The following is a 12634-nucleotide window of genomic DNA, read 5'->3' as shown; positions in this document are numbered from 1 at the left end:
GCGGGTGACAACGCACGAACAAAATCCACCTGCTTCGACGCGTCCTTCGTGTCGTTCGGCTCGCCGGGCGAAAACGGAGATCGTGCGCGTGCGAGGCCCGACACAATCCACTCCAAGGACAACCCACTACATGACTACCGCAACGACCGCCCCGGCCACCAAGCAGATCGCGATCAACGACATCGGATCCGCCGAGGACTTCCTGGCCGCGGTCGAACTGACCATCAAGTCCTTCAACGACGGCGACCTCATCGAAGGCACCGTGGTGAAGGTCGACCGCGACGAGGTCCTCCTCGACGTCGGCTTCAAGACCGAGGGCGTCATCCCCTCGCGCGAGCTCTCCATCAAGCACGACGTCGACCCCAACGAGGTCGTCAAGGTCGGCGACGAGGTCGAGGCTCTTGTTCTCCAGAAGGAGGACAAGGAAGGGCGCCTCATCCTCTCGAAGAAGCGTGCGCAGTACGAGCGCGCCTGGGGCGACGTCGAGAAGATCAAGGAGAACGACGGTGTCGTCACCGGTCAGGTGATCGAGGTCGTCAAGGGCGGTCTCATCGTCGACATCGGCCTGCGCGGCTTCCTCCCCGCCTCGCTCATCGAGCTGCGTCGCGTCCGCGACCTCACCCCGTACCTGGGCCAGGAGCTCGAGGCGAAGATCCTCGAGCTCGACAAGAACCGCAACAACGTCGTGCTGTCGCGCCGCGCCCTGCTCGAGCAGACGCAGTCCGAGTCGCGCACCACGTTCCTCAACAACCTCCACAAGGGCCAGGTCCGCAAGGGCACGGTCTCGTCGATCGTCAACTTCGGTGCGTTCGTCGACCTCGGTGGCGTCGACGGTCTCGTCCACGTCTCGGAGCTGTCGTGGAAGCACATCGAGCACGCGTCGGAGGTCGTCGAGGTGGGCCAGGAGGTCACCGTCGAGATCCTCGAGGTCGACCTCGACCGCGAGCGCGTGTCGCTCTCGCTCAAGGCGACGCAGGAGGACCCGTGGCAGGTCTTCGCCCGCACCCACGCCATCGGCCAGGTCGCACCGGGCAAGGTCACCAAGCTCGTTCCGTTCGGTGCGTTCGTGCGCGTCGCAGACGGCATCGAGGGCCTCGTGCACATCTCGGAGCTCTCGGGCAAGCACGTCGAGCTCGCTGAGCAGGTCGTCTCGGTCGGCGAAGAGGTCTTCGTCAAGATCATCGACATCGACCTCGAGCGTCGCCGCATCTCGCTCTCGCTCAAGCAGGCCAACGAGTCGGTCGACCCGTACGGCACCGAGTTCGACCCGGCCCTGTACGGCATGGTCACCGAGTACGACGAGAACGGCGAGTACAAGTACCCCGAGGGCTTCGACGCCGAGACCAACCAGTGGAAGGAAGGCTTCGACGAGCAGCGCCTTGCCTGGGAGGCCGAGTACGCCGCTGCCCAGGGCCGCTGGGAGGCTCACAAGGCCGCCGTCGTCAAGGCCCTCGAGGCCGAGGCTGCGGCTCCCGCCGAGACCGGTTCGTCGTCCTTCTCGTCCGACAGCGGCCCCGCCGGCACGCTGGCCGACGACGCGGCTCTCGCGGCTCTCCGCGAGAAGCTGTCGGGTCGCTGATCCCGGCGTCCTCACGGACTCAGCGAAGGGTCGTCACCTCCGGGTGGCGGCCCTTCGCCGTTCGCCCGGGGTGGATGCCTGGCCCGGTGCCGTGCGGGCGGGGGTGGCATCCACTACCGTCGCACCATGGACCTCGCACCGCCGCGCCCGCCCCACGGCGCGAATCCGCGGCGAGAGCGCGCCCGCCTGCCGGTGCCGGGAGCCGACCGTGCGGACCGCACGCGTGAGCGCACGGCGGCGCTGAACCAGCTGCTGCTGTCCGGCGTCGTGTTCGCGGTGGCCGTGCTCGTGGCGATCGGTCCCTTCCGCGGGGATGCCGCGCTCTTCTTCTTCGGGGTGGTGCTGATCCTCGCCCTGACGGCGGCGACGCTCACCATCCCGTGGAATCGTCTCCCGCAGGGCTGGCTGGCGGCGGTTCCGGCGATCGACATCGCCGCGATCGGACTGATGCACCTCTCGCAGCCGGCCTCGGCGCTCGGGCTGCTGTGGGTGTTCCCGACGACGTGGCTGGCGGGAGGATTCGGCGCCCTCGGGATGTTCGCGGCGCTGGCGGCGATCGCGGCGGTCACGATCGTGCTGGTGGGCACCGGCTCGCCGGAGTTCACGTACGCCACGGTGCTGCTGCCGCTGGTGCTGTTCGCCGCTGCCGTGACGGGGTATCTGAACGCCCGGCGGTCCGAGGCCCAGCGCCTCCTCCTGTCGAAGCAGGCGCTGCTGCTGCGCGGCGCGCTCGAGCGCACCCGACGCCAGGAGGAGGAGCTCACCGAGGTGCTCGATGCCGTCCAGTTCGGCGTCATCCGCATCGGGCCGGCGGGGGAGACCGCGGTCACGAACGAGGCCCACGCGCGGCTCCAGCGCGCGACGAGGTTCGCCGACGAATCTGCGATCACCGCGTACCGCGACGACGGGGTGACCCCGCTGCCGGCCGACGACGTCCCGCTCGCCCGGGCGCTGCGGGGCGAGGCGTTCGAGGATGAGATCGTGTGGTTCGGTCCCCCCGACGGGGCCCGTCAGGCACTCGCGATGACCGCCCGCCGCCTCACCGATCCCGACGGGAAGGACAGCGGCGCGGTGCTGGTCTCGCGCGATGTGACGAACGAGCTGACGGCGCTGCGTGCGCGCGACGACCTGGTCGCGTCGGTCTCGCACGAGCTGCGTACCCCGCTGACCTCCATCCTCGGCTACCTCGACCTGGCGATCGAGGACGATGAGATCCCCGATCGCGTGCGCGCCAACCTCGACATCGCGGAGCGCAACGCCGAGCGGCTCCTGGGCATCGTGGCCGACATCCTCTCGGCATCTTCGACGTCGAGCACCGTGGAGACCTCGATCACCCCGCGGGAGCTGGATGCCGCCGACATCGTGCGTGCCGCCGCCGAAGCCGCCCAGCCCCGGGCCGACGCACGCGCGGTGCTCCTCGACCTGACCGGGCTCGAGCCCGCGCCGGTGTGGGCCGATCCGCTGCGTCTGCGCCAGGTGATCGACAACCTGGTATCGAACGCGATCACCCACAACCGCGACGCCGGAGCTGTCCACCTGGGCACGACCACCGACGGCCGCTCGACCTGGATCCTCGTGCGCGACACCGGCCCCGGCATCAGCGAGGCGGACCGCGGGCGGCTGTTCCAGCGGTACTACCGCGCGGGAGCCCGGCACGGCACCGGGACGGGCCTCGGACTGGCCATCAGCCGCGACATCGTGCGCGCGCACGGCGGCGAGATCGGCCTGCACTCCACTCCCGGCGTGGGCTCGACATTCATCGTGAAGCTTCCCGCCGCCGGCGCGGCGCACGCGGTCGATGACGGCGCCCCCGACACCCTGAACGACCACGCCGGCCCCGCCGAAGGGATGGATGGATGAACCTCGACGTCGCGAGTGTGATGGTCATGTCCGCGCTGGTGGTGAACGTCAGCGGGATCCTCTTCATCACGGAGACGCTGCTGAGGCGGGACGAGGGCGCCGGACGCGTCTGGTCGATCGCGTTCCTGGCGGCGATGCTCACGACGCTCGCCTACACGGTGTGGGCGCAGGACGCGGGGGCGTGGTGGGCGGTCGCCGTCGGCAATGCCGCGTTCGTGGCGGGCACCGGCACGATGTGGCTCGGCGCCCACAAGTACAACGCCCGTCCCATGCGCTGGTCGGTCGTCGCCGTGATCGCCGCCTCGCTCGCCGCCGGGGCCGCGGTGCTCGCCGAAGGTCCGGGGGGCGGGGACTGGGCCGGAGTGCTGTGGATGTTCGTGCCCCTCATCGTCTTCGCGGCCCTCGGCGCGTACGAGTGCATCGTCGGCGCGATGCGCGAGAGCCGGACGGCATGGGTTCTGGGCGCCGTCCTGGCTCTGCAGTCGGGCTGGTACATCGCGCGCACGACGGCTCTGCTGGTGGGCGGCGTCGACAGCGCGCTCTTCCTCGACAGCTTCGGCACGATTCCCACCAGCTTCCTCACCGTCGTGCTCACGATCGTGGGCGTCGTGGTGCTCTCGGTGCTGCGCGCCGCCCGCGCACCCATGCGGGGGTACCTCAACGCCGGGCAGAGCGGGTCGGTGCGGGGTGGGATCCTCGACGCCGACGTCATCGCCTTCGCCCTCGAGGGCCTGTGCGATCGGGCCGAGCAGCGCCGCGAGATGATCGCCGTGATCGCCGTGCGCATCGAGGACCTCGATCAGATCTCCACGGCGTTCGGAAGCGAGACCGCCCAGTCGGTCGCGGAGACCTGGCGGGCAGGGGTCCGCCGCCATGCGCCGTCGAACGCCCTGGTGGGTGAGGACGGGCTGGTCGGGCTGCTGGTCGGAACCTTGGTGGACTCCGCCACGATCGCCCAGCGCCAGGCGGGGCGGATCTACCGGGAGCTGTTCGACGACCTCGGCGAGGTGGCCGGCGGCGTGATCCCCGTGGTCGGCGTCGGAGTCGCCTTGAGCGACACCGCAGGCTACGACGCGAACGTGCTGATCCGGCTCGCCGGCGATGCGGCCGATCGGGCGATGGCGAGCGTCGAGTCGTCGGTTCTCATCGCCGACGGGCGGTGAGGCGAGGGCTCAGGACGCGGTGAGCCGGTAACCGACTCCTCGGACGGTCTCGATCCAGTGCGGACTCGTCGCCGACTCGCCGAGCTTGCGCCGAAGGTTCGCCACGTGCACCTCGATCGCCCGCGCGTCGCTGTCGCTGACGTACTCGGCCCCGGTGTACTGCTCGCCGCGGAGCATGAGCGCGAGCTCGCCCTTCGCCCGCACCCGACGGCCGGACGAGAGGATGTCGGCGAGGATGTCGAATTCGCTGCGGGTGAGCTCGAGATCTCTGCCGTCGACCGTCACGATGCGCATGTCGGGGCTCAGACGCAGGCCCTTGTGCTCGAGCCATCGCGCGCCTCCCGCCCCGCCGTGCGCGGAAGAGGGAGCGGCGGGCGTCGTCGCGGCCGGCGCCGCGGCGGGCTCGGCGGACGGCGCATCGGTGCGGTGCCGGGGCCGGCGCAGCATCGCGTCGATGCGCGCACGGAGCTCCCTCGGGCGGAAGGGCTTGGCCACATAGTCGTCGGCGCCGGCCTCGAGACCCTGCAGGGCATCGATCTCCTCGGTACGGGCGCTCAGCATCACGATGTACGTCGTGCTGACGGCGCGGATGCGCTTGGCCGTCTCGAATCCGTCCATGCCAGGCATGTTGACATCGAGCGTGGTCACGATCGGCCGGTGCTCGCGCACCAGATCCAGCCCGGTCGGGCCGTCGGGCGCGCCGTAGACCTCGAACCCGGCCTGCGAGAGCACGGTCGACAGCAGCAGCCTGATGTCTTCCTCGTCTTCGATGACGACTGCGACGCGGGATTCTTCCACGGATCCACCTTCTGGTGGCGCCGGTTCGGCCGACGGCACCTGGACGTCGGTCATGATATCCCAGAAGGCCGTCTCGAACGGGCGCGACGGCGTAGCGCCCATCACCGGCAGCGTTCGCCTCGGCGCCCCGCTCGCGGGGTGCACTCGCCCGTGCCAGTGAGGGGGCGCCCGGTGGCGATCACGCGCACCGGGCCGCCCGCCCCGCTGGAACGAGTGGCGACGCGCTGCGGCGGACAGGTCCCCACGTCCGCGCTGCAACGCACCTGAGCCGAGCGGATCGTCTCGCCGATCGCCCCCACGGAGGGCGAGACGATCCGCCGGAGACGGGTTGTGCTTCCCGCGCTGCGCAGTGGCGAGCGCGACAGGCGGACGGACGAGCAGATGCCGGACGATCGAGCGTCGCGGCGGTCTGCCATCGTGTCCTCCCCAGGACCCGCCTGCTGCGAGCCCGTCTCCTTCGACTTGGCAACGAACCTACTTCGGAACTCTCAGGCAATGCTCAGGGAGACCTCAGCAGTGTGCAAAGGTTGCGTCGGCGCGCGCGCCCGCCCGTGGCATCCTCGATACGTGCCTCTTCTCGCGCTGACCGGCGGCATCGCCTCCGGCAAGTCCACCATCGCCCGGCGCCTCGCCCATCACGGTGCCGACGTCGTCGACGCCGACGCGATCGTCCGCGACGTGCAGCAGCCGGGCGGCCCGGTGCTCGCCGCCATCGCGGCGGAGTTCGGCGACGGGATGCTCCGCGACGACGGCTCGCTCGACCGGGCCGCGCTGGCGGGTGCGGTCTTCGGTGACGCCGACGCGGTGGCGCGCGTGAACCGGATCGTGCATCCGGCGGTGCGGGTGGAGTCTGCGCGGCGCTTCGCGGAGGCCTTCGCGGCCGACCCCGCAGCCGTCGTGGTCTACGACGTTCCGCTGCTGGCCGAGGCGCGGGCCGCGGACCCCTGGGACCTCGTGGTGGTGGCCCAGGCGCCCGCCGACGTGCGGCGCCGGCGCCTCGTCGAACTGCGCGGCATGAGTGAGGCCGAGGCGGATGCGCGGCTGTCCGCCCAGGTCTCCGACGATCAGCGCCTGCGGCTGGCCGATGTCGTCATCGACACGACGGGCACGCTGGATGAGACCCTCGCGCAGGTCGACGACCTCTGGACGCGGCTGGCCGACCACATCTCGGCGCGCGGGTCGCGCGGGCCCGAGGGAGGACGCTGACGCGTCAGCTCCGCGGGTCCGGCGCCGTGGCGGCACGGCGCCCGCGGGCGCGGCGCAGCAGCACGACGGCGGCCAGCCCCGACCCCACGAAGACCTCCAGCACGCGGCCACTCGAGACGTATCCGCGCCGACCACACCCGAGTAGCATCGGTGCCAGCATCGGAGGTGTCCATGGGTGCGTTCGCGAGGTTCCGCCGTCGATTCTCCCCGCGGCGGCGCGAAGAGATGCCGAGCGAGGGCGAGCGCCTGTCGCGCTACGTCTACCTGCTCAACACGCTGCCGCCATCGGTCATCGAGAAGGCGCACACGGCCGCCTTCGCGGACGTGCCGGCCGAGCGCCGGCGCGAGATGTTCGAGCAGCTGCGTCCCTTCATGTCCGAGGAGGAGAAGGATGCCGCGGCCGACGATCCGTCGGCGCTGGCGCGCCTCGTGCGGCGTGCCGAGGAGCATCGCGCCCGGCGCGGCTCGGCGTCGGCGCCGGGCGGCGTGACGACGGCCGCCGCGGACGACGCCGACGAGGGTGCTCAGGGAAGCCCCGACCCGCGGGACGCGGTGGATCCGCGCCAGGTGCTGCTGACATCCGCGGCCGCGATGATGGTCGCCTCGAGCGTCATGCACTCGACGTTCGTGGTCGGCTACTTCACGGTCGGCGCGGGTTCGCTGGCGCTGGAGTCCGAACCGGCATGGCTCGTGGACACCGTGGTTCCCGAGCCGGGATCGATCGGGGCGGGCGACGGCTTCGTCGGGCCGGACGGCGGCGGGTACGACGGCGGCGGGTTCGACGGCGGAGGGTTCGGCGGGTTCGACGGCGGAGGGTTCGGCGGGTTCGACGGCGGAGGGTTCGGCGGGTTCGACGGCGGAGGCTTCGGGGGCTGACCGGCCCCGATGTCGGCGCCCCCGCCTACGCTGGAGTGGTGCAGACCACACGCTCCGTCCGGCCGTTCGAGGTCATCAGCGAGTACGAGCCCTCGGGTGATCAGCCGCAGGCCATCGCGGAGCTGGCGGCCCGCATCACCGCGGGAGAGACCGACGTCGTGCTGCTCGGCGCCACCGGAACGGGCAAGTCCGCGACCACGGCCTGGCTCATCGAGGCCGTGCAGCGGCCGACCCTCGTGCTCGCGCACAACAAGACCCTCGCCGCGCAGCTGGCCAACGAGTTCCGCGAGCTCATGCCGCACAACGCCGTCGAGTACTTCGTGTCGTATTACGACTACTACCAGCCCGAGGCGTACGTGCCGCAGACCGATACGTTCATCGAGAAGGACAGCTCGATCAACGCCGAGGTCGAGCGCCTGCGTCATTCCACGACGAACTCGTTGCTGAGCCGCCGCGATGTCGTGGTCGTGAGCACCGTCTCGTGCATCTACGGCCTCGGCGCCCCCGAGGAGTACCTGCGCGCCATGGTCGCCCTGCAGGTCGGGGAGGTCTACGACCGCGACGCGCTGATCCGCAAATTCATCGCGATGCAGTACAACCGCAACGACGTCGACTTCTCGCGCGGCAACTTCCGCGTGCGCGGCGACACCATCGAGATCATCCCGGTGTACGAGGAGTACGCGATCCGCATCGAGATGTTCGGCGACGAGATCGAAGCGCTGTACATGCTGCATCCGCTCACCGGCGACGTGGTGCAGAAGATGGACTCGGTGCCGATCTTCCCCGCGTCGCACTACGTCGCCGGCGCCGACACCGTGCAGCGGGCGATCGGCACGATCGAAGACGAGCTCGGGGAGCGCCTCCGCGAGCTGGAGGGCCAGAACCGGCTGCTCGAGGCCCAGCGCCTGCGCATGCGCACGACGTTCGACCTCGAGATGCTGCAGCAGCTCGGCTTCTGCTCGGGCATCGAGAACTACTCGCGGCACCTCGACGGACGATCGCCGGGTGAGCCGCCGCACACGCTGCTCGACTTCTTCCCCGATGACTTCCTCATGGTCATCGACGAGTCCCACGTGACGGTGCCCCAGATCGGGGCGATGTACGAGGGCGACGCCTCCCGCAAGCGCACGCTCGTCGAGCACGGCTTCCGCCTGCCCAGCGCGCTCGACAACCGCCCCCTTCGGTGGGACGAATTCAAGGAGCGCGTGGGGCAGACCGTGTACCTCTCGGCGACGCCCGGCCGGTACGAGATGGGCGTCGCCGACGGCGTCGTCGAGCAGATCATCCGGCCGACGGGTCTGGTCGACCCCGAGATCATCGTCAAGCCCTCGAAGGGGCAGATCGACGACCTGCTCGAGGAGATCCGCATCCGGGTGGAGCGCGACGAGCGGGTGCTCGTCACGACCCTCACCAAGAAGATGGCCGAGGAGCTCACCGACTTCCTGGGCGAGCACGGCGTGCGCGTGCGCTATCTCCACTCCGACGTCGACACGCTGCGGCGCGTCGAGCTGCTGAGCGAGCTGCGTGCCGGCGTCTACGACGTGCTGGTCGGCATCAACCTGCTGAGGGAGGGCCTCGACCTGCCCGAGGTCTCGCTGGTGTCGATCCTCGACGCCGACAAGGAGGGCTTCCTGCGCAGCGGCACCTCCCTCATCCAGACGATCGGCCGTGCGGCCCGAAACGTCTCGGGACAGGTGCACATGTACGCCGACACCATGACCGACTCGATGCGCAACGCGATCGAGGAGACCGACAGGCGGCGAGAGAAGCAGGTCGCGTACAACCTCGAGCGCGGCATCGATCCGCAGCCGCTTCGCAAGCGGATCGCCGACATCACCGAGGTGCTCGCCCGCGAGGCATCCGACACCCGCGACCTGCTGTCGGGCAAGGCCGCCGCCAAGACGAAATCCGGCAAGGGGAGGGCCGCCACGCCGAACCTCCGCCGAGAGGGCATCGCCGCAGAGGGAGCGCAGCAGCTGGAGGCCACCATCGCCGACCTCAGCGACCAGATGCTCGCCGCGGCCGGGGAGCTCAAGTTCGAGCTCGCGGCGCGCCTGCGCGACGAGGTCCAGGACCTCAAGAAGGAGCTCAGAGCCATGGAGAGGGCCGGCCACGCCTGATCGGGAGCGCGGACGTGGCAGCGGCGGCGCGGAGCCGGTGTCGGAGGCCCCGCCTACACTTGATCGGGTGCCCATCGTCCCTGTCGCCCTGCCCGGAACCAGCCCCGACGACACCGCGCTGCGCGGTGCCGAGAGCCCGCTCGCGGCCGTCGGCGGCAAGCTCAGCGTCCGCGGTGCGCGGGTGCACAACCTCAAGAACGTCGACCTCGACATCCCGCGCGATTCGCTCGTGGTGTTCACCGGCCTGTCGGGGTCCGGCAAGTCGTCGCTCGCGTTCGACACCATCTTCGCCGAGGGCCAGCGTCGCTACGTCGAATCCCTGAGCGCATACGCACGCCAGTTCCTGGGCCAGGTCGATCGACCCGACGTGGACTTCATCGAGGGCCTCAGTCCCGCCGTCTCGATCGACCAGAAGTCGACGAACCGCAACCCTCGCTCGACGGTCGGCACGATCACCGAGATCCATGACTACATGCGACTTCTGTGGGCGCGCATCGGCGTGCCGCACTGTCCCGACTGCGGGGCGCAGATCCAGCGGCAGACCGTGCAGCAGATCGCCGATCAGCTCGCCGACCTGCCCGAGCGCACGCGCTTCCAGATCGTGGCGCCGGTGGTCAGCCAGAAGAAGGGCGAGTTCGTCGATCTGTTCCGCGAACTCAGCGCCAAGGGCTACGCGCGCGCCGTCGTCGACGGCGAGCTGATCCAGCTCGCCGAACCGCCCGCCCTGAAGAAGAGCTACAAGCACGACATCGCCGTCGTCGTCGACCGCCTCGTCGCCGGGCCCGACATCCTCTCGCGCATCACGGACTCGGTCGAGACGGCCCTGGGTCTCGCGGGCGGAGTGATGCAGGTGAACTTCGTCGATGAAGAGGGCGACGCCGCCTGGCAGTCGTTCTCGGAGAAGCTCTCGTGCCCGAACGGCCACCCGCTGCAGCTGACCGAGATCGAGCCGCGCACCTTCTCGTTCAACGCCCCGTTCGGCGCGTGCCCGGCCTGCTCGGGGCTCGGCACGCGCATGTCGGTCGACGTCGAACTGATGCTCGGCGACGAGGAGCTGTCCATCCGGGAGGGTGTCATCCTGCCGTGGACCACCCAGGGCAAGGGACTGTTCCAGTACTACGAGCGGCTGCTGGAGGGGCTCGCCCGCGACCTGGACTTCTCGCTCGACACGCCGTGGAAGAAGCTCCACTCCGACGTGCGCGACGCGGTGCTGAGAGGCGAGAACTACAAGGTCACGGTCAAGTGGAAGAACCGCTACGGCCGCGAGATGCGCTACGCCTCGGGCTTCGAAGGTGTGGTGCCCTACATCGAGCGCCAGTACCTGCAGGCGGAGTCCGACACCCAGCGTCAGCGCTGGGCGGAATACCTGCGCGAGGTTCCGTGCCCGGTGTGCAACGGAGACCGGCTCAAGCCGGAGGTGCTCTCCGTGCTCGTGCACGGCCACTCGATCGCCGACGCGTCGCGGCTGAGCCTGGGGGATGCCCAGGAGTACTTCGCGCGGCTCGAGCTCACCGACCGCGAAGCGAAGATCGCCGCGCAGGTGCTGCGGGAGATCCGGCTGCGGCTCGAATTCCTCATCCAGGTCGGGCTGAACTACCTGAACCTCAGCCGCTCGGCGGGATCGCTGTCGGGCGGCGAGGCGCAGCGCATCCGGCTGGCCACCCAGATCGGCTCCGGTCTCACCGGCGTGCTGTACGTGCTCGACGAGCCGAGCATCGGCCTGCACCAGCGCGACAACCGACGCCTGATCGAGACGCTCGTGCGGCTGCGCGACCTCGGCAACACGCTCATCGTCGTCGAGCACGACGAGGAGACCATCCATGCCGCCGACTGGATCGTCGACATCGGCCCGCGCGCCGGCGTCGACGGCGGCGAGGTCGTCCATTCCGGGCCGCTCGATGAACTGCTCGCCGACGCCGCCTCCATCACGGGCGACTACCTCGCCGGGCGGCGGGCGATCCCGACGCCCGCCAGGCGCCGCAAGATCGACCGCAAGCGCCAGGTGTCGGTGGTCGGCGCGCGCGAGAACAACCTGCAGAACGTCACCGTCGACTTCCCCCTCGGCGTGCTCACCGCCGTGACGGGAGTGAGCGGGTCGGGCAAGTCCTCGCTCGTCAACGACATCCTCTACGAAGTGCTCGCCTCGCGACTGAACGGCGCCCGCACGGTGCCGGGAAAGCACACCCGCGTCACGGGCCTCGACAACCTCGACAAGGTCGTCCACGTCGACCAGGCCCCGATCGGGCGCACCCCGCGATCGAACCCGGCCACGTACACGGGCGTGTTCGACCGCATCCGCACCCTGTTCAGCGAGACCCCCGAGGCCAAGGTGCGCGGCTACCAGCCCGGCCGGTTCTCGTTCAACGTCAAGGGCGGCCGCTGCGAGGCGTGCTCGGGCGACGGCACGATCAAGATCGAGATGAACTTCCTGCCCGACGTCTACGTCGACTGCGAGGTGTGCCACGGAAAGCGCTACAACCGCGACACCCTCGCCGTGCACTACAAGGGCAAGAACATCGCCGAGGTCCTCGAGATGCCGATCGCCGAGGCGGCGGAGTTCTTCGAGCCGATCCAGGCGATCCACCGCTACCTGAAGACGCTCGTCGACGTCGGCCTGGGATATGTGCGCCTCGGGCAGTCGGCGACCACGCTGTCAGGCGGTGAGGCGCAGCGCGTGAAGCTGGCGACCGAACTGCAGCGCCGCTCGAACGGACGCAGCATCTACGTCCTCGACGAGCCGACGACCGGTCTGCACTTCGAAGACGTGCGCCGCCTGCTCGAGGTGCTGAACGGCCTCGTCGACAAGGGCAACACGGTCATCGTCATCGAGCACAATCTCGACGTGATCAAGTCGGCGGACTGGATCATCGACCTCGGTCCCGAGGGAGGCTCGGGGGGCGGCCAGATCATCGCGACGGGCACCCCCGAGCAGGTCGCGCGCGCCGAGGGCAGCCACACGGGCGCGTTCCTGGCAGAGGTCCTCGGTCAGGCCCCCGCGACCCACATCGCCCACGCCCGCAAGGCGGGATAGC

At 70.0% G+C, this 12634-nt stretch carries 8 protein-coding genes; 7 read left to right on the top strand and 1 reads right to left on the bottom strand.

Translation table 11 applies throughout. The features are described 5' to 3' along the window. Positions 1-130 precede the first annotated feature (130 nt). From rpsA to HQM25_RS09750, 3 genes are all read left to right on the top strand, one after another. Positions 131-1579, top strand: a complete 1449-nt coding sequence (gene rpsA, locus HQM25_RS09760; protein WP_172990056.1) for a 30S ribosomal protein S1 — start codon at positions 131-133, stop codon at positions 1577-1579. A gap of 126 nt (positions 1580-1705) precedes the next feature. Next, a complete protein-coding gene (locus HQM25_RS09755; protein WP_172990055.1) occupies positions 1706-3439 on the top strand; it encodes a sensor histidine kinase in 1734 nt (577 codons plus the stop codon). Continuing rightward, the gene (locus tag HQM25_RS09750; RefSeq protein WP_172990054.1) at positions 3436-4602 is read left to right on the top strand and encodes a hypothetical protein; all 1167 of its coding nucleotides are present in this window, start codon (positions 3436-3438) and stop codon (positions 4600-4602) included. The genes HQM25_RS09755 and HQM25_RS09750 overlap by 4 nt, the downstream gene beginning before the upstream one ends. Positions 4603-4611: 9 nt before the next feature. On the opposite strand, the gene HQM25_RS09745 is transcribed toward HQM25_RS09750, so the two are convergent. Continuing rightward, positions 4612-5454, bottom strand: a complete 843-nt coding sequence (locus HQM25_RS09745; RefSeq protein WP_172990053.1) for a response regulator transcription factor — start codon at positions 5452-5454, stop codon at positions 4612-4614. A 513-nt stretch (positions 5455-5967) separates the two neighbouring features. On the opposite strand from HQM25_RS09745, the gene coaE reads away from it, so the two are divergent. The 4 genes from coaE to uvrA all read left to right on the top strand — a co-directional run bounded on the left by coaE (position 5968) and on the right by uvrA (position 12633). Beyond that, the gene (gene coaE, locus HQM25_RS09740; protein ID WP_172990052.1) at positions 5968-6606 is read left to right on the top strand and encodes a dephospho-CoA kinase; all 639 of its coding nucleotides are present in this window, start codon (positions 5968-5970) and stop codon (positions 6604-6606) included. Between the two features lie 171 nt (positions 6607-6777). Then, positions 6778-7482 carry a hypothetical protein gene (locus tag HQM25_RS09735; protein WP_172990051.1) on the top strand — a complete coding sequence of 235 codons (705 nt, stop codon included), beginning with the start codon at positions 6778-6780 and terminating at the stop codon, positions 7480-7482. A gap of 38 nt (positions 7483-7520) precedes the next feature. Then, a complete protein-coding gene (gene uvrB / locus HQM25_RS09730; protein WP_172990050.1) occupies positions 7521-9602 on the top strand; it encodes an excinuclease ABC subunit UvrB in 2082 nt (693 codons plus the stop codon). A gap of 118 nt (positions 9603-9720) precedes the next feature. Continuing rightward, positions 9721-12633: an excinuclease ABC subunit UvrA gene (gene uvrA / locus HQM25_RS09725; RefSeq protein WP_172991603.1), complete on the top strand. Its 2913-nt coding sequence runs from the start codon at positions 9721-9723 to the stop codon at positions 12631-12633. Position 12634 lies beyond the last annotated feature (1 nt).

Source organism: Microbacterium hominis (assembly GCF_013282805.1).
GTDB lineage: Bacteria > Actinomycetota > Actinomycetes > Actinomycetales > Microbacteriaceae > Microbacterium > Microbacterium hominis_B.
The sequence above is the reverse complement of the archived record's forward strand: the minus strand, read 5'-3'. Positions and strand labels throughout refer to the sequence as shown.

Excerpts from the sequence above, each read along its gene's own strand:
- HQM25_RS09750 (WP_172990054.1), top strand. The coding sequence starts at position 3,436 with ATGAACCTCGACGTCGCGAGTGTGATGGTCATGTCCGCGCTGGTGGTG.
- HQM25_RS09735 (WP_172990051.1), top strand. The coding sequence starts at position 6,778 with ATGGGTGCGTTCGCGAGGTTCCGCCGTCGATTCTCCCCGCGGCGGCGC.
- HQM25_RS09745 (WP_172990053.1), bottom strand. The coding sequence starts at position 5,454 with ATGACCGACGTCCAGGTGCCGTCGGCCGAACCGGCGCCACCAGAAGGT.
- rpsA (WP_172990056.1), top strand. The coding sequence starts at position 131 with ATGACTACCGCAACGACCGCCCCGGCCACCAAGCAGATCGCGATCAAC.
- HQM25_RS09755 (WP_172990055.1), top strand. The coding sequence starts at position 1,706 with ATGGACCTCGCACCGCCGCGCCCGCCCCACGGCGCGAATCCGCGGCGA.